This is a genomic window from Nodularia spumigena CCY9414 (assembly GCF_000340565.2).
GTDB classification, from domain to species: domain Bacteria; phylum Cyanobacteriota; class Cyanobacteriia; order Cyanobacteriales; family Nostocaceae; genus Nodularia; species Nodularia spumigena.
Genome location: NZ_CP007203.1, coordinates 4,749,902 through 4,768,908 on the forward strand (window position 1 = coordinate 4,749,902; position 19,007 = coordinate 4,768,908).

The following is a 19,007-nucleotide window of genomic DNA, read 5'->3' on the forward strand; positions in this document are numbered from 1 at the left end:
ATTCAGTGCGCCTTGTTGTTTTAAATCCTAGAGATTTACAGGCTTAGATGTAAGAGCTAAGTCCCTAAGCATCTCCTCAGTAGCCATATAAGTGAGAGCGGCTATACTCAATAGACATCTCCGAAAAAGAATAAAATTATGGTATAAGAGTATAAAATGCTATTTTTAGTAAAGCATTATGAGCAGTATATTCGATTATATCCAAAATAATCCCCAGGAAGCACAGCGTTTAGTAGGGCTGAAATATGAACAGTTGCAGGAACTTTTAGACAAAGCCATTAAACTGCACAATCATAAACGAGAATTGCTTGAAGATAGAAAAGTGAGAATTATTCTGGGTGGAGGTGGTCGCAGACCAAAATTATCACCATCGGAGCAAATAATTCTCACCCTAACATATTTACGACATTTAACCACATTTCAACTATTGGGTATTCAATTTGGCGTGAGTGAAACAACTGCAAATGATACGTTTAACTATTGGTTGCCATTATTGGGAGAATTATTACCACCAAGTTTAGTAGAACAGGTAAAAAAAACTCCAGTGACTATGAAATTGTTAAAGAAGTTTTAACAGACTTTGAACTAATCGTAGATAGCTATGAACAGCCCATAGAAAGACCTTCAGAGTATCAACAGCAGGAAAAATATTACTCAGGTAAGAAGAAAATGCACACTAGAAAAAGTCAATTAATTGTTCTGCCTAATGGTAGAGATATTGTTGATGTAGTAGCTGGTGAGCCAGGACGAAAAAGTGACATAAATTTATTTCGGGAAAATAAAAATGGGTTTGAAGAGAAACAAAAATTTTCCGGTGACAAAGCTTACCAAGGAGAGAAATCAATTAAAACACCTGAAAAAAAGCCTAGAAAAAAAGAATTAAGTTCTGAACAAAAAATTCAAAATAAAGAACTGGCATCAGAGCGCATATTTGTAGAACATTTAATTCGTTTAGTGAAGATATTTAGAGTAGCTCAAGAAAGATTTAGATTAAATTCCTCTAAATACGAGCAGATAATTATGACTATTTGTGGACTCGTTAGATTACGCATTGGCACATTTATTTTGTAACTATAAAAACTTGAAATTATTTATAATAAAATTACCTCAAAGAGATCCTACTTTTGGCTAATTACCAACAACACGCATTTCTAACACCTATTCTACCGTAGAATCTCAGGATATTTGCAGTTAGCGATCGCTCACCAAAAATATCGTAACTGCAAGGGTTTGATAGTTTTCGGAGATGTCTAATGTAGTATTGGAACTACCAATGGAGGGCATACTTCCTGCTCCAACCATGTAAAGATTCCGATGATCCCAAGAACGCATATATTTATCAACAACCGAGTTGTCTTTAGTCGTTCCCATGACGTGAGTTCCTGAAAAGTGATTTCCTCCCCGGAACCAGTAGCCTTCACCTTCATACTCAAAATAGGCAGGGTCTGTGTCATCGTAATGGGTATGATCTTCCGCACCTAAATCCTTGAAAATCTTCTTGGAGAGATTTCGGGCGTAAGCAAAGGTTTTTTTGCAATAATCAGGTACATCAAAATGAATGACAGGACGATAATTACCCAGTTGATCCTTATATTGAGGATCAATTGTGACTCGGTTATTGTAATCGGCGGGTAATTCGCACATGAAGGCTAATAGTAACTGCCGTGATATCTTGCTAATCAGTTCTTGACGCAGTTGAGAACCATACAGATTCCCCTTTTCCACAGCATTTCGCACTATGTCAGTAGCGCCTGTTCCTGACCATCCCCAACCATCATTATGGATATCCATTGCAAATGTGCATTGGTTGTGACGAAACTTACCTTTACGGAAAGTTCCGATTCCTGATGTCACTAGGGGTCCTCGCATTGTCCCAGTTACTTCCGGCATCAAAGCCCAAGCTAAGAGGAAAGGATGATCCATGAGGTTGCGTCCCATTAGATCATTGCTACTCTTCAAATTGGAAGCAAGCATCAGCTTGGCATTTTCGACTGCATGGGCAGCTAAGACAAATAAAGTGCCTTGAGCTATACCAACGATATGATCAGGAGAGTTTTTATCCTGATAGTGCTTGTAGTGAATAGCGGTGACACGACCGTTATCGGGATTAACTTCCACTTTATAGGCTACAGCCTGGGCAAGTAAATCTACTCGATCAGGAAAAGCTATGGTATTTAAGGTTTTGCGGGCATCATACTTCGCTTGCACTGGACAGATAGGGACACAGTTCGCGTTACCTTGGCAGCGTTCCCCATACTCTAGAGGCTTAACACTAGCAATTCCATCAGGAACGAAGCGAATATCAGCTTTATGCCCGTACTCATTATACTTGGGATTAGGGATACTATTGCGACCTTGAGGAAAGGTACTGAGTTGTAATTTAATGGTCTCGCCTTCTAGTTCGACGGTAGATCCTTTCAGTCCCTCACTAACTTTCTGATCCAAGTAAGAAGGAGGAAGCTCCAACATAGGGAACACATAGCCCTCTTTAAAGGGAACACCTAGACGTTTTTGTCCTTCTACGTCTCCAGAAACCCCCATTTCATACTCCGCTTGGCGGTAGTAGGGCATCAGGTCTTCATACTTAATTGGCCAGTCAAGACCTTTGCCATACCTAGTTTTTAATTCAAAATCTTCGGGTAGCATTCGGATGGTTTTCCCTTCCCAGTGCATGGTAGTTCCGCCCAATACCCTTGTATAAGAACCGCTAAGAGGTAATGGTCCTTTTTCTTCAAAATAATGATTAGCTCCATCAGTGGGGCTAAGGGCATTACGGTTTACGGGATAAGGGGAGTTGGCGTTCTTGTCTACTGCGCCATAGAAGGTATCAACGTGACCTTGAAAGCCCTCAAGGGTTAAACCATAACCAGTTCCCGCTTCCAGGATTAAAACCCGCTTTCCTTGCTCACTAAGTTGTTTGGCAACAATGGCTCCAGCTACTCCCGCTCCGACTATGACTACATCGTAGAAGGTTTGAGAAACAGTCTCGGAAGTAACGAAGTTTACTGTAGTCCGACTTTGGCTCATATATTACTCCTTAGCACGTATTTAATTGACCCAATGATGTCAGGAACTTTCACGTAAGTAATCTATCAAGCATGAATGTATTTAGTCAACACTTAGTAGATAATTGTTTTATAGACTTGATTGTAGAAAGATTCGTTGATTATTAATGTATTAAATATTGGGTTAATATCAGTAAATATTTGGTTAATACTTAGTAAATGTTCCGTAAATTTTCTGAATAAATCTGTTGAAATATAAGCAAATTGTGCGATTTTAACGGGATTATTGAATATTTCATAAGCTTCATTGATATTTTAGTAATAATTAGTAATATTTAGTAATATTATGCTTAGTATTCTGTATGAAAAAACAGAAGATAAGCTAAAGATAAGAGTAATCTTCGGAAATATGTGTATTGTTCAGTATTTGCAGTTAGATTTCTCTCTGCCCGTGAACTACAAATTTAATGGATACTGCTAAATTTCCGGCTTTGATGTTAGCGCAAGAATATCATCAACGTTGGGAGGCAGAGAATACTTTAGATGAGTTGAAAATCCATCTGAATGGTCGAAAAACACATATCCGTTCTAAGAATCCTCGTGAAGTAGTCCAAGAAATTTATGGTTGGTTGTTGGCACATTATTGCCTCCGTTGTTTAATGTTTCAAAGTGCTACTTTGAAGAATATTTCTCCATTAAGGTTAAGTTTTGTTGGCAGTCTCCGAGTGATTCGTCGGGCGATTCCTGAGTTTCAGCGTCAGATAAATAATCAACTGGATATCAACACATATTACAGTTGGTTAATTGCCGAAATCTCAGATTTGGAAATTCCTTTACGACAACATAGAAGTAATCCCAGAGTAGTCAAAAAAGCCCGCTCAAAGTTTAAGAGTAAAAAACGAAGTCATCGAAATCATGGTACTCCTCGACAACAACTATCTTTTCAAATTGTTAAACAGGCAAGTTGAATATATCCATTTTGATGCTTTAAATTTTTCATTCTCAATTTATAGTTCCACGGTTTAAGGATATTCTCATCAATTGACAATTAAGTTTTTTATACGTGCCTTTTGTTAGGTATAAGCAACTTTTTTAGCTTTTGTTGTTCTCGTAATCTATACGCGAACAAAATTTCTTTGACTTTACCCTCTATCTCCCCTTAACCGAACAGTATTGCTTGAAGATTAGTATAGTAACCGGATTTAATGTATGAGTTAATTCACGTAGAGATAGTGGGAAAAGCAGGATAGATAACTACTGAGTTTGGTATGGACACACCACACCAGCTATAAATAACCAAATAGGAGTCCTAATATGTTACAAAAGTTTTCTGAAGAAACAAGAGCCTTATTCCGTAAAGAAATACAAGAATATGGATTTATGAAGGATGAATTAGTTGGTGGAGAAATTGATAGGGATGTTTACGGAGTTAATATTGCTTGTGCTTGGCCTCTGCCTACAGAAATCAGGGAAATTTATGAGGAAATGTATGAGAAATTGCAAGAACTAGAAGGTGCTTATATATATCCATATACCCAAACACACATTACAATCGTAACAGTTATTAACTTTAAAAAAACGCTGAATAAAATTAAAAAATGCTTAGATCCTGATATCTTGAAACTGTTAAAAATGAGAATAGAAAACATAGTCCAGCACAAACCAATTAAAATATTTATTGATTCTCCAGTATTATTAAGGTCTGCTGCATTCTTCCCGATATACAATCCTGGAGGAGAGATATATGAAATACGAAAGGAAGCTTTGAATATCTTAAAAGGTGATAATAGAGATTATGACTTAGATACGCCAATATCTATTCATTCAACAATTTTACGCTTCCAGGAAGTTCCTACAGATAGTGAAAAGTTTCTTCATGAATTTGAAGAAATTACTAAAAATTTCTCTGTAGTGGAAGGAATAGTTAGGGAAGTGTATGTAACTGAGGAGTTAAAGCCTTACATGAAAAAGGGAAGTATTTTAGAAAAAATTGACTGCGGAAAGTTGGCTTTGTAAACCTCTAATTTTTCATAAATGAAGATAATAACTCCCGGTTCGCCCATTTTTTAGGGAGTTAGGAAAAATGTGCAGATAAAAGTATAATCAGAGACAGGTTATACAAAATAAGCTAGGTAAGTATATGTTCGACGTTATGGCAACTGAATCCATAATTACAAACGAACGAGTAGATGACATACCCGTACTACTCACACAGATAGAACGGATGGGTGTACAAAAGCTAATAGATAAAAACTTCCCCACCCATGGAAATTGGCGAGGACAAAGCTTGGGGAATGTAGCAGTGATCTGGTTAACACATATCTTATCGCAAGCAGACCACCGTTTAAATCAAGTTCAAGCCTGGGCTGGTAAACGGTTAGAAACATTGAAAAAATTGATTGGTGAAAGCTTAAACGAACTTGACCTAACCGATGACCGATTAGAAGCAGTATTGCGTTACCTTAACTGTGACGAGAACTGGTATGCGTTTGAAGAAGAACTAGGAAGTAATTTGTTGCAAGTGTATGATATCAAACCAGAACGGGTACGACTGGATAGTACAACAGCTTCAAGTTATTGCGGGGTGAATACTGAAGGGCTATTTCAGTGGGGTCATAGCAAAGACCATCGTCCAGATTTGGCACAAGTCAAAATCATGCTATCAACATTAGACCCATTAGGAATGCCAATAGCAACGGAAATATTATCGGGAGAAAAAGCAGATGACCCTTTATATATCCCAGCAATTGAGAGAGTCCGTTCGACGCTAAAACAGTCAGGATTACTGTATATTGGGGACTGTAAAATGGCATCAATGGGGACAAGAACCCATATTGTATCAGGGGGAGATTTTTATCTATGTCCTTTAAATGCCAAGCAAACACCGACAGAAAAATTAAGAGAATATCTGCAACCAGTTTGGGATGAAAAACAAGAATTGACAACTATCAATTATGATTATGCAGATGGAAAAACGAGAGAGATTGCTGAAGGATTTGAACTAAAATTGCTCCAAAAAGAAAAGATTAACGAGCAAGAAATATCTTGGGAAGAGCGACAATTAGTAGTCCGTTCTTATGCCATTGCCCAGACAGAGGAAAAATATCTACGTGAACGCATACAGAAAACCGTTCATGCTCTTGAACAACTAAAAATCCCCAAACGCGGCAAGAAAAAGCTGACATAATTTCCAGAGTGGGAGTTATCTGTAGCTGAGATTCTCAAGCGTTATCGGACTGGAGGATTATTTGAAATTGATATTCAAACTCAGCGAGTTGAAAAAGTTAAAAGACAATATGGAGAACGTCAATCTCAAATAGTAGAAGAAGTTTCCTTTAATTTGGATTTTAAAATTAATGAAGATGCGGTTAAACAACAAGTTCAACTGTTAGGCTGGCGAGTTTATGTCACTAATGAAACTGAAGCTAACCTGAGTTTGAAACAAGCAGTTCGTGCTTATAGAGATGAGTATTTGACAGAACGAGGATTTGCTCGACTTAAAGGCTTTCCTCTTTCTTTAACTCCAATTTATTTACAACGTGAAGACCATATTACTGGTTTGATCCGACTACTTTCAATTGGTTTGCGAGTTTTGACTCTTTTAGAGTTTCAGGTTCGTCGCCATCTTGACAAAAATCAAGAAAAATTGGCTGGACTTTATGCTGGTAATCCTCAGCGCAAAACGGCACGTCCTACTGCTGAAATGCTTCTTGCTGCATTTAAAGAAATCACATTGATATTAATTGAGGTTAACAACGAAGTCTACACTCATTTAACTACTCTTTCCTCTTTGCAGCAGCGTATTCTTGTTTTACTTGGGTTTCCCCCTACTATTTATACTCAGCTTAGTGGTCAATCTTTTACTCCTGAGTAGAATTCTTCTATCTCTCGCAAAAATGGGCGAACCGGGAGTAATAACCAATTATAAATTAATTTGTAACTGCTTAGCGAGTAGTAATTAAGGCGGGAAAAACAGAGACATTACCAAGTAGAGGCATATCTAATGACCAAAGTTCAGAATTAGTGGTGGATCAAAAAATATTTTCTTGTGGAACCCTTGCATCAACTTAAAAAAACTCTTGGTCAGATTATGACTCACAATTGAAACTTGTGTCCATAATTCAACCTAAAACATTATGTTCTCTATCGCCTAAAAGTCTTATTATTTCGTTACTAGCAGGGCATTTTATACCTCACAAATTAGGACATTAAACCCCTAAAAGCACTCAAGGAAGTAGTGTGCTTTTAAACTGTGTACCATATTTTATAAACTGGATAATAAAAACGAGCCAATTCACTCAAGCCATCCTACCTTTAGGAACGAAAGCCAGTGTCAAATCCTCAAGAACAGTGTCGCATCATAGCCCTCTTTAACCAAGCAGGTGGTGTCGCCAAATCAACACTCACCCAAAACCTGGGCTACCACCTAGCCCAACAAAAACATCGTGTCCTTCTCATCGACATCGACCCCCAAGCCTCCTTAACCAAATTCATGGGCTTAGTCCCATCTCAATTACAAAAAACCGTAGCTGATGCCATTATTGACGAACAGCCATTACCAATTCATTCCGGCATTCATGGCATGGACATAGCACCAGCTAACCGACTCCTGAGTGGAGCTGAAATGCAGCTAGTCAGTGCCTCCATGCGCGACTTGCGCCTCAAAGAATCTCTAGAACCAGTTCTAGATGCCTACGACTTCATCCTTATTGACTGTCCCCCCAGCTTAGGATTACTTTCTTATATCTCCCTAGTCGCCGCCACCCACGTCCTCGTCCCCATCGAAACCCATCTCAAAGCCTTCGAGGGAACAGACGAACTTTTGCAAACCATCACTCAAGTTAAAAACAAACCCAACCGCAAATTACAAATCGCAGGCTTTGTTCCCACCCGCTATGCTCAACAAAACTCAGCCGATAAACGAGCATTAGCAGCCATCCAAGCACAACTTTCAGCATGGGGTCGAATCTTCCCACCCATCCCCAGAGCTACCGCTTTTGTCGATGCCACAGAAGAACGTGCGCCTCTAGCAGTATTTGACCCCAAACATCCTGCTGTTGCTATCCTTAAAGAAATTGCTTCTGCTCTGGAGTCCGCTATATAAACCTAAACCTGTTTTCATCGCTCAAAGTCCTGGTAATGGGGGGAAATGAGCAATCGTATAGAAACTTGCGCTAAGGCTGTAACCCTTGCTATATCTAGATTTGAAAAATTTCAGGAGGTAAAGAGATTGCCACCTCCAACGGCTGAGGAATATTATGCAGATTCACCATATAATTACCGTACCGCTTCAGATGTCGAGTCACAAAAGGACTCAAAGCGGAATAAGGCTTTGAGGCTTCTAAATTTCCGAGACTTCAATTGGTACAGTTTTATTCCTAGCGATTCCTAGATCGCGCTTCGCTATCTACTTCCAGCAGCGCTAGTTCCCTCCGGGACGCACTCGCGTTCGCTATCGCACTATTGAAAGTGGCTCATTAAGTTCTTAGCGGAAGTTTCAGTATCACTGCTCATTTCACCCCATTTATTGCAGCATTCCCATTTCTGTCCCCAATCCAACCACATTCCCTACAATGGTACGCAAACGCACCGAAAAACCCTTTGCTGGTCAAATTACCACTCCACCCCCAGCCCCTTGGTTATCCCCAGTGGAAGCTGACACTCCACCCGCTGCTGAAAGCAAAGTCAAACTCCAAGACATTCACCTGCCTCCACAGCAACCCAGACGCTACTTTGACCCCCAAGCATTAACAGAATTAATTGCATCAGTTAAACAGCACGGCATCCTCCATCCCCTCTTGGTGCGTCCACTGACAGGAGGGAAAACAGCCGGGAAATACGAATTAGTAGCAGGAGAACGCCGTTATCGCGCAGCCACAGAAGCAGGACTGGAAGAAGTGCCAGTGGTTGTACGTGAGTTATCCGATGACCAGGCTTTTCAGTTAGCCTTGATTGAAAACCTGCAACGACAAGACCTCAACCCAGTTGAAGAAACGGAAGGCATCTTGCATCTTTTGGCTATTCGCTTAGAGTCGGATGTGGAAGCGGTCAAATCCCTGCTGTACCGGATGAAAAATGCCAGTAGCAAAGGTGAAAAGCCGTTAAAAGACTCTGAAGAGCAATCTAGGAGAAACGTTTCGACTCACTCAGAAACGACTGATGAGACGGAATCTCCTGGTCATGTTTCGACTGACCTGAGTGATTCTGTTTCACCTACCGAAAACGGAGAAACAACTTCAGAATCTTCTAGTAATTTTTTGACTCACTCAGAAATAACTGAAGAAACACAATCTAGGAGAAACGTTTCTCCTAACTCCGAAACAACCGATGAGACGGAATCTGGTAGCGATGTTTCTCCTAAATCTCTTCTAAATAACGAGACAGAACCTGGTAGCGATGTTTCTCCTAACTCGGAAATAATAGATGCTACCGCATCTGGGAAAAACATTTCTCCCAACTCAGGAACAACCACACTTAAGAAATCTCGGAAAAACGTTTCACAAGACGCGAATACTTCCGTTTCCTTAACTGAGGAAACTAAGGAAACGGAACCAAAGGATGAAGCTAGGGAAAATATTTCTCCTGACTCTAGCATCACTGAAGAAACAGAATCTACGAAAAACGTTTCACAAGATGCGGATACTTCCGTTTCCTTAACTGAGGAGTCACAACTAAAGGATGAAGCTAGGGAAAATGTTTCTTCTGACTCCGGCATCACTGAGGAAAAAGAATCTAGGAGAAACGTTTCTCCTAACCCAGATGAAGAGAAAGTAAAAAAGGTACAAGAGGTGTTTGAAAGCTTGGGAATGATGAATTGGCTGTCCTTCACCACCAAGCGCCTACCTTTACTCAATCTGCCGCTGGAGATTTTAACAGCACTGCGAGAGGGCAAACTGGAGTATACCAAAGCACAAGCCTTGGCACGGATTAAAGATAATGCTCTCTGTACACAACTCTTAGACCAAGCGATCGCACACAACTGGTCTTTAAATGAAATCAAAGCACAAATCGCTGCTAACACCCAATCGGCTCAACCCCCATCCGCAAAATCACCCAACCAAATACCAGAGCGTCTCAAAAACGTCACCCAGAGCATTAACAAGCGTAAACTCTGGGAACAACCTGCCAAGCAAAAGAAACTAGAAACCCTCCTGAGTAAACTCGAAGCTTTACTGGGGGATGAATCATAGGACTTACTTAGAAACCCCCAACCAATGCTCACCACTTTTGAGGGAGTGAGGTGGTGACAATCTATTAGACTATAAAAACAATTGACATCCTCTCGCCGCTACACCGCGCCAGCTTGGTGGGGGCATTCTCACACAGTTAGGTAAACATCAAACATCAAAGGGTATCATCAATGGCAAAGAAAAAACCTTTAGCTGAAGTAATTCAGCTAGACTCAAAACGCAAAATTCCTTCCCAACTAGAAAACTCTAATTATTATCAAGAAGGAATATTCGAGTTATGTGAAGAGTGGCTAGCTTGGGAAATTGACGAAATAGAACCAGAAAACTCAATTTTGGTAACAGAAGAAACTTTAGACGAATGTATCCAGGCACTTAATCTTTTTATTACTATGGAGGTCAACAGTAAAGTTTTGAAACTTAATTTAGACCCAAAACAATGGAGTAAACGACAGCAAGCAGAGCGAGAAAAAATTAGGCAACAGTGCTACCGTCACGGAAGATATGAAGGCAACGGATGGGTAATTGAATCTCTTCTGGACAAACAAACTCTTGAATTAATGATTGAGGACGGGATATTTGAACCAATTTAATCAGGGTTTCCGTAAAAAAAGCAGATATTGCGATTTTGCTGTATCCCTATCTGTAGCGACCCGCAATACTAAGGTCGCTACACCTATCTTTTGCAAGAGAGCAAGGGCGGGGAACTAGATTAAGTTGTGAGGTCAGTAACTCAGCCCTAAAGGGACTGAGCTTGTAAGAAATTACAAGCTGTACTGACCAGTCTAAGTCTTAACTGACTACGTTTTTTGAGTCACGACACCCTGGAATGCGAAGCCAGTTCCCTGCTCTGTCATTTGCAATTAAACAGTTTTAAAGTCACTGAAACAGTGTTGCAAATCTAAAAAGCTCTTAAAACATTGACGAGGCTAACATTACCCGCAAGGAGGGACTTTATGTCCAAAGTATTTGTAATTGACACCGACAAACAACCATTAAATCCAATTCATTCAGCCCAAGCTAGACAACTATTAAGAAATGGTAAAGCAGCAGTTTTTAGACGGTTTCCTTTCACAATTATCTTAAAAGAATCTCGCCCAGATTTTTCGGTATCACCTCTAAGATTAAAGATTGATCCAGGGGCAAAGCATACAGGAATAGCGTTAATCAACGATGCTACTGGTGAGGTTGTATTTGCTGCTGAATTAAAACATAGAGGTTTTGTAATTCGAGATGCTTTAACCTCTAGGCGACAGTTAAGACGTTCTAGACGTGGTAGAAAAACTCGTTACAGAAAGCCGAGGTTTTTGAATAAGACACGCTCTTTAGGCTGGTTAGCACCAAGTTTGCAAAGTCGAATTGAGAACATTAAAACTTGGGTTAAAAAGCTAAGTAAAATCGCCCATTTTGTTGTTATCAGTCAGGAACTTGTACGTTTTGATATGCAGTTAATGGCTAATCCTGATATTCAAGGTAAGGAGTATCAGCAAGGTACTCTTGCTGGTTATGAAACCAGAGAATACTTACTAGAAAAATGGGATAGACAATGTGCCTACTGTGGAGTGAAAGACGTTCCTTTTCAAGTTGAACACATTCATCCACGAGCCAAGGGTGGTAGTAATTCAATTACAAACCTCAATGCTTTGATATCCTTAAACTCTTCTCTAAATATATAATTCCAACCAGCTTGTTCTACCCGCCGACAGCGATCGCTTAACTGTCCTTTAGATAGTAAGTTAAAATATTCCTCGGATATGCGTAAAGCTGTATCTAATAAAGCTTGTAACCGGATGACTAAAGCTGCATTCCGGTCAGTTGTTTCTGCTTCTATAGTTTTAGCATCCGGCAACGTTTGATGATAAAATCTGGTGTAAAACTGTTCCATCAACGAAAGCAAGTGTTCTGCTAAGGTCAACAACCTGGGATAAAGTGACTCCAGACAGCTCACCTCATTTTGCTGTCCCGAATGCACCATCAAGCCGCTAGACGCTTCTAATTCGCTTAATAAATTGGCGATCGCACTCCAAGGAGCAGCCACATAATCATATTTAATCCCAACTGGTACAATTAAAACTTGTTCCGAGCGTTCCTGCTTTTGCAAATCTTCCGCACACCAAAAGCCTAATTGGGCGATACCCGGTTCCAAAGGACTGAGAAATTCCGACAGACCATTAGTAGCACCTTCTGGCGCAGCAGCCATCGGAAATTGACCGTTAGCAAACAAATCACGCGCCGAACGTAACCCCGTCCAGTCAGCCTTACCCCGTTGAATGGAAGTCCCACCCAAACGCGAAGCAATCCAACCGACATAGGAACCCGCCCAGAGAGGAATACCCCGATCATAGATAAAATGAGCATGAATTGGCAAGTGTAGCGCTGTGTTCTGCTTTCGTGCTACTTTTGGCACGAGTTGAGAAAACAAATAGGTCAAACAAAAGGGATCATCTGTTTTAGGATGGCGAAATGCCAACAAAAAGCGGACTTTACCCTCTTGAAACTGGCGATAAAGATCCACCAACACCTCTACATTATCTGCTTCAATTTGGGTAATAGCTGTTTGCCAATTAATCCAACTCGGTAGCAACAGATGAAAGCCTTTCAGAACCAAGGGATTGAAGGCTGGAGGAATAAATTCTAGGGGTGCTTGTGCTTGATAAATTATATCTGACAAGGTAATTTGCTCCTGATTGATGGAAAATTATAGACTTAACCAATTTTAATAATTCTGGAAAGGGAAAATAAAGATGCGACTGTCACAAATGTTATTCGTCACACTCAGGGATGATCCGGCTGATGCGGAGATTCCCAGTCATAAACTATTACTCCGGGCGGGTTACATTCGTCGCATCGGTAGCGGTATTTATGCGTATCTGCCTTTGATGTGGCGAGTATTACAAAAAGTTTCCCAAATTGTCCGGGAAGAAATGAACGCCACAAACGCACAAGAATGTCTCTTACCCCAATTACAACCGGCGGAATTGTGGAAGGAGTCGGGACGCTGGGACACCTACACCAAAGCCGAGGGAATTATGTTTTCCCTCATTGACCGTCGTGAGCAACAATTAGGATTAGGACCGACTCATGAGGAAGTCATCACGACTGTTGCTCGTGATATGATTCGCTCTTATCGGCAACTACCGTTACATTTATATCAAATTCAAACCAAATTCCGCGATGAAATTCGCCCCCGTTTTGGCTTGATGCGGGGAAGAGAATTTATCATGAAAGACGGCTATTCTTTCCATGTGGATGAAGTTAGCCTCAAGGAAACCTACCAAGATATGTATCAAGCCTATAGCAATATGTTACGCCGTTCTGGTTTAGCATTCCGGGCTGTAGAAGCTGATTCTGGTGCTATTGGCGGTTCTGGTTCTACAGAATTTATGGTGTTGGCGGATGCGGGAGAAGATGAAGTTCTCTACACTGAAGATGGTAAATATGCTGCTAACGTCGAAAAAGCCGTTTCTTTAGCAAGTGATGCGGAAGTTTCGCCGTTTACAAGTTATGAAAAACGGGAAACACCAGGAACAGAAACTATAGAAAAAGTTTGTAATTTTCTCAAATGTTCTCCTACGCAAATTGTCAAAAATGTCCTTTACCAAACCGTTTATGATAATAGCATGACGGTTTTGGTATTGGTGAATATTCGGGGTGATCAAGAAGTTAATGAAGTCAAGTTACAAAATGAATTGACCAAATTAGCTCCTAATTACGGTGCTAAAGCTATTATTGCTTTAGATGTACCCAATGCCGAAATGCAGCAAACATGGGCGGCTAAATCTTTACCTTTAGGTTATATTGCGCCTGATATTGAAGATGAATATATTACTGCTAATAAACAGTTTCATTCTCAGTTTGTCCGGTTGGTAGATAAAACAGCCGTTGAGTTAAAAAACTTCGTTACAGGTGCGAATGAAACTGGCTATCACGTTGTTGGGGCTAATTGGGATGAGCAGTTTAAATTACCTGAATTAGTAGTAGATATACGCAAGGCTAGACCAGGCGATCGCGCGGTTCATGACCCCGAACAAACCTTACAAACAGCCAGAGGAATTGAAGTCGGGCATATTTTCCAATTGGGGACAAAATACTCCCAAGCCATGAGCGCAACGTATACAAACGAACAAGGGGAAGAAAATCCTCTATTCATGGGTTGTTATGGGGTGGGTGTTTCCAGGTTGGCACAATCGGCTGTAGAGCAATCTTATGATAAAGATGGGATTATTTGGCCAGTAGCGATCGCACCTTATCATGCGATCGTCACAATTCCCAACATCAAAGATGCTCAACAAGTCGAAATCGCCCAAAAACTTTACACTCAACTGAATAAAGCAGGTGTAGAAACATTACTTGATGACCGAGACGAACGCGCTGGGGTAAAATTCAAAGATGCCGATTTAATTGGGATACCTTACAGAATAGTTACAGGTCGAGCTATTAACAATGGCAAAGTAGAAGTAGTAAAACGCGCCACCCGTGAAACTCAAGAAATAGCCATTGAGGAAGTAGTCAACACACTCCAACAGTGGATTAAAACAGCGCTAGAAGCATAACATACATCTTTTGCACCACCAACAAAGATCCCCGACTTCTTCAAGAAGTCGGGGATCTGACCCTCTCAGTATTTGCAAATCAGATGAGGATTGCAATATCTCAATGGATAAATTAGAAAAATATCGTAATTACATTGAAAACATCCTCAAAGAATACAGTCAATATAAACCCTCTTATGGAGATGTAGAAATACAGTTAGTTATTGATAGAGAAAATAACCATTATCAATTAATGACTGTAGGTTGGGATGGAGAAAAGCGCATTTACGGGATTATGTTACATATTGATATTAAAGATGGGAAAATTTGGATACAACATAATGGAACTGAGAGAAGAATTGCTCAAGACTTCTTAGATTTAGGTGTACCCAAACAAGATATTGTATTAGCCTTTCACTCACCAACAAGAAGAAAGTATACAGATTTTGCCGTCAGTTAAAATTTAGCACTAAAATTACTTAGGCTTAATTACTTCCCAAATTATTAAAAATGGATGCAACTAATGCAAAAAGCCTATTAAACCCTCTTCCCTTGGCGACCTTGGCGACTTGGCGGTTCGTTTTTCCATAGATCACAGAGGGAGAAAAAAAGATAGGATTGCTATAGTTCACAAATTAAGCAAGAAGCTTTATCAGCAGCACAACACTTTTCTGAATCATAAGATTGAATTTTCAATTCCAGCATACCGCAATCGTTTTTCTAACTCTTGTAAACGTTGCAAAGCAGCTTCCTTTTCTCGCCTTTCTTGCTCCACCAACTCAAAACCCCACAATAATAAATTACCCTCTTTATCCCACCACCTCAACCAGTAACCTTGACGATTTTCTCGTTTTCCTGACCACACACCAATAAATAATTCCATTTCCTCCAACCAATAACGGTTATTTTCATCAGAAGAACGTAATTGATATTTTCCAGACTCATGTAAACGATGCACTTCTAAAACACCGTTGTCAGGTTCAAAAATCAGGTAATTGGGAACTTGTAAAACTTGTTCGTAAAAAAACCATTTCCCCGGAGGATAAGTCAGTTTATTAGAATATTCACTACCATCAGTATCTGAGAGAAATTCCATCACCACAACGGGAATTTCCCCCTGTTTATGAGGGGTATAGCTGCGCTTGACTTGCTCTCTAAGTACAGTAATTCGTGGCACGTAAGCCCAATCAGGTGCTTTTACCACAATTTTGTCATTCACTGTGGCACAGATGCCATAATTGGTCGTAGCGAGGGCATTTTCTGGGAGTTTTCCTGCCAGTTGTAGACTTTCAGTCAGTGCAGCTGCTAAGGATGGTTGATTGACATTATCCACAGGTTCATCATCTAAAATGAAATCTTCAGGCAACAGTTCCCAAGTAATCTTGTGGGTCGAAGCAGTGACAATCATAGCAACCACAAATGAGGGATTAATTATTAATATAATATAATTGGTTAATTGGTAGCTTGGTTTGACCTCAATCAACACAACACAGAATTTGAAATTATTTCAATATCTATACTTGATCATTTAAGAAGAACTTGAAAAAGATTAAGTATAAATTTGTGTAAGTATTTACCTGCAAATTTCAGGAAATAGCCATTGGGACTTTGATTAATATATTAAAGGAACCGATTCCCGAATTCAGGATAAGTACACAGAAGTTTAGATACGTCATCCCTGTGGAGATTGAATTTCACCAATAGTGAGAATGCAGAATCTGAAATATCTTCTTGTAGTCCCTGTTAGTATCCGTATTTCAATAAACGATTATATTTACATTAAGGTTCAGGTGACGGACTAGAACTGTCAACCTAAAATTAAAGATGAAATAAAGTTACTATGGGTTGGAAGATGACAAATTGCTGAAATAGCCTAAGCAAGAGGATCTTCATCTCAAACCCCAGAAATGTATGAAAATAGGCAAAATATCCAGTCAAGAATTTTCATAAATCAACGCATCTTTAGATTTGAAGAAACTCCCCACGCATCGATATCGTCTTTAACCAGGTTGCTCCTCTGAACCACATGAACTCAGTCCTCAGTCAATAAGGTTTTAAATATGAACAACCAACAAGGATCTAAACGTATTTCTTCAGGTGTAATTGCAGCAGTCTCAGCCGCAGTTCTAGCGGTGGGTGGTGGTGTAGCTTGGCTTGCTTCCAACCAGTCTCCTACACCCAACCCATCTCATACCATTACCCAGCCCAACAAGCCACCAACTAACCAGCAAACACAAGAGCAAACGCCTCGTGTTTATTGGCTAAAATCAACCGCTACAGGCTTCGATTTGGTTTCCCAGCCAATTCAAATAGCAGCGACACAACCCAACCAAGTTTTAGAACAAGCATTCCAAACTTTATTAGCAGGACCAACAGAAGGGACAGATTCTACAACCATCCCCCCAGGAACCAAGTTGCTGGGGCTGAAGAGGGAAAATAATGAGGTTCACGTTAATTTATCTGAGGATTTTACCACGGGTGGCGGTAGTGCTTCGATGATTGGTCGCATCGGACAAGTTGTTTATACTGCTACAACATTAGATCCAAACGCTAAAGTATACATTGAGGTAGACGGGGAGCAGTTGGATGTGTTAGGTGGCGAAGGAGTGGAATTACAACAGCCATTGACTCGTGAAAGCTTTGAGCAAAATTATCCGCTTTAGTTTAGTTAACAGTTATCAGTTATCAGTTATCAGTCTAGGTACTGATTACTGTTCACTGATAACTGACAACTGATTCAGCTTTTGCCATTCAGGACGCGAAAGCTGCAAGCTGGTTTTTCTAGCCTTGCGGCCAGGCGATCGATCGCCTCCGGCGGGGCGTAGCCCATCGCACACCCGATGATACAATTTCATTTTCATGTGATCTTCTACCCGGTAGTAAGCGCAAAACCCTACACTGCGGCGGCTAAGGATTTGGGCTTGCCACATTACCTTCGGGTGTTGAAAAACATTTGCCAGGGAAGTCTGTGTTGCCCGCCAGAACCGAAAAATTTTACCAATTACCCATCTTGATATATAGATTAAACCTAATCGGGGTTAATTCGCATCAAAGCCTGGCCATATTCCACGGGTTCGCCATTTTGTAAAAGAATTTCCATGACTTGCCCGGATACCTCAGCCTCAATTTCATTCATCAGCTTCATAGCTTCAATGATACAGACTGTTTGACCACTGCGGACGCGATCGCCCACTTTCACAAAAGGTGCTTCACCTGGTGCAGGAGCGCTGTAATAGGTTCCCACCATCGGCGAAGGCACTTCTACTAATCTCTTATCAATGGTTGAAGGGGGATTTGCTGACACCTGCACACTAGAAGCAGTTACAGCACTCTCCACAACGCGACTTGTTCCCACCTCCACGATCTGATTAGGAGGTGCGGTAAGTTGATCCCGACTCGATTTACGTACCGTTAGTTCAAAGTCATCGCTTTTGAGCGTTACTTCAGCAATATCTGTTTGGGCGATAGTTGCCAGCAGTTGGCGGATTTCATTAAATTCCAATGGCACAGTTTTTATTACCTCGACCTAACCATAAATCAAAATTTTAAGTTTGGCAGGGATTTAATCCCTAAAAATAGGGACTCAAATCAACATTGCTTCTGGGAACAGAGTCAACTTATTCCCTGCCGAGATATTTATCTTCACGAGTATCAATTTTGATACGTTCGCCTTGAGCAACAAACAACGGAACCATGACAATTGCGCCTGTTTCCAGAGTAGCTGGTTTAGTTCCACCTGTAGCCGTATCACCTTTGATACCCGGATCTGTTTGGACAATTTCCAAAACCACAGAGTTGGGTAGTTCCACTTCTAGCACTTGCTCACCCCAACGAATCACATTAACTTCCATACCTTCTTTGAGGTATTTGACGCGATCGCCAATTTGCGCCACAGTTAATCTGCCTTCTTCGTAGGTTTCCATATCCATAAAGACAAGCTCATCGCCCTCTTTATAGGTATGCTGCATCGTGCTTTTTTCCAGATTCGCTTGAGGTACTGTTTCCCCAGCTCGGAACGTTTTTTCTACAACACTGCCACTTTGGACGCTTTTGAGTTTAGTCCGTACAAAAGCAGAGCCTTTGCCTGGCTTAACGTGGAGGAATTCGACCACTCGCCATACATTCCCGTCTAATACAATTGACACACCGGGTCGAAAGTCGTTACTAGATATCATGAAGCTTTTAAATTTGGGAAGACAATCGGCATTTATTGTACCCTTCAAGGGTCGTAATTAGTCATTAATCGCCAAGTAATTAATCAATTGATTGGGGACTAGAGACTC

At 40.5% G+C, this 19,007-nt stretch carries 13 protein-coding genes and 5 pseudogenes; 12 read left to right on the top strand and 6 right to left on the bottom strand.

Going from position 1 to position 19,007, the window contains the following annotated elements; translation table 11 throughout:
• Positions 1-178 precede the first annotated feature (178 nt).
• Both NSP_RS27095 and NSP_RS25695 read left to right on the top strand, forming a co-directional pair.
• A complete protein-coding gene (locus NSP_RS27095) occupies positions 179-574 on the top strand; it encodes a helix-turn-helix domain-containing protein (protein WP_006194781.1) in 396 nt (131 codons plus the stop codon).
• Positions 481-1,071, top strand: coding sequence for an HARBI1 family protein (locus NSP_RS25695; protein WP_173403274.1), 591 nt, complete (start codon positions 481-483; stop codon positions 1,069-1,071). The genes NSP_RS27095 and NSP_RS25695 overlap by 94 nt, the downstream gene beginning before the upstream one ends.
• A gap of 120 nt (positions 1,072-1,191) precedes the next feature.
• On the opposite strand, the gene NSP_RS20705 is transcribed toward NSP_RS25695, so the two are convergent.
• A complete protein-coding gene (locus NSP_RS20705) occupies positions 1,192-3,027 on the bottom strand; it encodes a GMC family oxidoreductase (protein WP_006197135.1) in 1,836 nt (611 codons plus the stop codon).
• Between the two features lie 451 nt (positions 3,028-3,478).
• Here NSP_RS20705 and NSP_RS20710 point away from each other — a divergent pair.
• From NSP_RS20710 to iscB, 7 genes and pseudogenes are all read left to right on the top strand, one after another.
• Positions 3,479-3,973: pseudogene (locus tag NSP_RS20710) on the top strand (IS4 family transposase); the annotation flags it as partial.
• 346 nt (positions 3,974-4,319) lie between these two features.
• The gene (locus tag NSP_RS20715) at positions 4,320-5,021 is read left to right on the top strand and encodes a hypothetical protein (protein WP_006197137.1); all 702 of its coding nucleotides are present in this window, start codon (positions 4,320-4,322) and stop codon (positions 5,019-5,021) included.
• Between the two features lie 136 nt (positions 5,022-5,157).
• A pseudogene (locus NSP_RS27570) lies at positions 5,158-6,879 on the top strand (IS1634 family transposase).
• A 456-nt stretch (positions 6,880-7,335) separates the two neighbouring features.
• Positions 7,336-8,109, top strand: a complete 774-nt coding sequence (locus tag NSP_RS20730; protein ID WP_006197140.1) for a ParA family protein — start codon at positions 7,336-7,338, stop codon at positions 8,107-8,109.
• A 469-nt stretch (positions 8,110-8,578) separates the two neighbouring features.
• The gene (locus tag NSP_RS20740; RefSeq protein WP_006197142.1) at positions 8,579-10,195 is read left to right on the top strand and encodes a ParB/RepB/Spo0J family partition protein; all 1,617 of its coding nucleotides are present in this window, start codon (positions 8,579-8,581) and stop codon (positions 10,193-10,195) included.
• Between the two features lie 170 nt (positions 10,196-10,365).
• The gene (locus tag NSP_RS20745) at positions 10,366-10,785 is read left to right on the top strand and encodes a hypothetical protein (protein ID WP_006197143.1); all 420 of its coding nucleotides are present in this window, start codon (positions 10,366-10,368) and stop codon (positions 10,783-10,785) included.
• 363 nt (positions 10,786-11,148) lie between these two features.
• A pseudogene (gene iscB, locus NSP_RS20750) lies at positions 11,149-11,829 on the top strand (RNA-guided endonuclease IscB); the annotation flags it as partial.
• Here iscB and NSP_RS20755 read toward each other — a convergent pair.
• Positions 11,820-12,863: pseudogene (locus tag NSP_RS20755) on the bottom strand (glycerol acyltransferase); the annotation flags it as partial. The pseudogenes iscB and NSP_RS20755 sit on opposite strands and share 10 nt — an antisense overlap.
• Before the next feature lie 73 nt (positions 12,864-12,936).
• On the opposite strand from NSP_RS20755, the gene proS reads away from it, so the two are divergent.
• Complete coding sequence (proS, locus tag NSP_RS20760; protein WP_006197146.1) at positions 12,937-14,745, top strand: proline--tRNA ligase; 1,809 nt, start codon at positions 12,937-12,939, stop codon at positions 14,743-14,745.
• 103 nt (positions 14,746-14,848) lie between these two features.
• Entirely contained in the window at positions 14,849-15,184 is a 336-nt protein-coding gene (locus tag NSP_RS20765) for a XisI protein (RefSeq protein WP_006197147.1), read from the top strand.
• A 216-nt stretch (positions 15,185-15,400) separates the two neighbouring features.
• On the opposite strand, the gene NSP_RS20770 is transcribed toward NSP_RS20765, so the two are convergent.
• Positions 15,401-16,132 (bottom strand): Uma2 family endonuclease, encoded by a 732-nt coding sequence (locus NSP_RS20770; RefSeq protein WP_173403312.1) that lies wholly within the window; start codon positions 16,130-16,132, stop codon positions 15,401-15,403.
• A gap of 652 nt (positions 16,133-16,784) precedes the next feature.
• Between NSP_RS20770 and NSP_RS20775 the strand changes: the two genes are divergently transcribed.
• On the top strand, positions 16,785-17,387 hold the full coding sequence (locus tag NSP_RS20775) for a GerMN domain-containing protein (RefSeq protein WP_006197149.1): 603 nt from the start codon (positions 16,785-16,787) through the stop codon (positions 17,385-17,387).
• A gap of 74 nt (positions 17,388-17,461) precedes the next feature.
• Here NSP_RS20775 and NSP_RS20780 read toward each other — a convergent pair.
• From NSP_RS20780 to efp, 3 genes and pseudogenes are all read right to left on the bottom strand, one after another.
• A pseudogene (locus tag NSP_RS20780) lies at positions 17,462-17,759 on the bottom strand (transcriptional regulator); the annotation flags it as partial.
• A complete protein-coding gene (gene accB, locus NSP_RS20785) occupies positions 17,753-18,232 on the bottom strand; it encodes an acetyl-CoA carboxylase biotin carboxyl carrier protein (protein ID WP_006197151.1) in 480 nt (159 codons plus the stop codon). The pseudogene NSP_RS20780 and the gene accB, both read right to left, overlap by 7 nt.
• 109 nt (positions 18,233-18,341) lie before the next feature.
• Positions 18,342-18,899, bottom strand: coding sequence for an elongation factor P (efp, locus tag NSP_RS20790; RefSeq protein ID WP_006197152.1), 558 nt, complete (start codon positions 18,897-18,899; stop codon positions 18,342-18,344).
• Positions 18,900-19,007: the final 108 nt, after the last annotated feature.

Coding starts and splice junctions, on each gene's coding strand:
- NSP_RS27095 (WP_006194781.1), top strand. CDS start 179: ATGAGCAGTATATTCGATTATATCCAAAATAATCCCCAGGAAGCACAG.
- NSP_RS20705 (WP_006197135.1), bottom strand. CDS start 3,027: ATGAGCCAAAGTCGGACTACAGTAAACTTCGTTACTTCCGAGACTGTT.
- NSP_RS20715 (WP_006197137.1), top strand. CDS start 4,320: ATGTTACAAAAGTTTTCTGAAGAAACAAGAGCCTTATTCCGTAAAGAA.
- NSP_RS20740 (WP_006197142.1), top strand. CDS start 8,579: ATGGTACGCAAACGCACCGAAAAACCCTTTGCTGGTCAAATTACCACT.
- NSP_RS20745 (WP_006197143.1), top strand. CDS start 10,366: ATGGCAAAGAAAAAACCTTTAGCTGAAGTAATTCAGCTAGACTCAAAA.
- proS (WP_006197146.1), top strand. CDS start 12,937: ATGCGACTGTCACAAATGTTATTCGTCACACTCAGGGATGATCCGGCT.
- NSP_RS20765 (WP_006197147.1), top strand. CDS start 14,849: ATGGATAAATTAGAAAAATATCGTAATTACATTGAAAACATCCTCAAA.
- NSP_RS20770 (WP_173403312.1), bottom strand. CDS start 16,132: ATGATTGTCACTGCTTCGACCCACAAGATTACTTGGGAACTGTTGCCT.
- NSP_RS20775 (WP_006197149.1), top strand. CDS start 16,785: ATGAACAACCAACAAGGATCTAAACGTATTTCTTCAGGTGTAATTGCA.
- efp (WP_006197152.1), bottom strand. CDS start 18,899: ATGATATCTAGTAACGACTTTCGACCCGGTGTGTCAATTGTATTAGAC.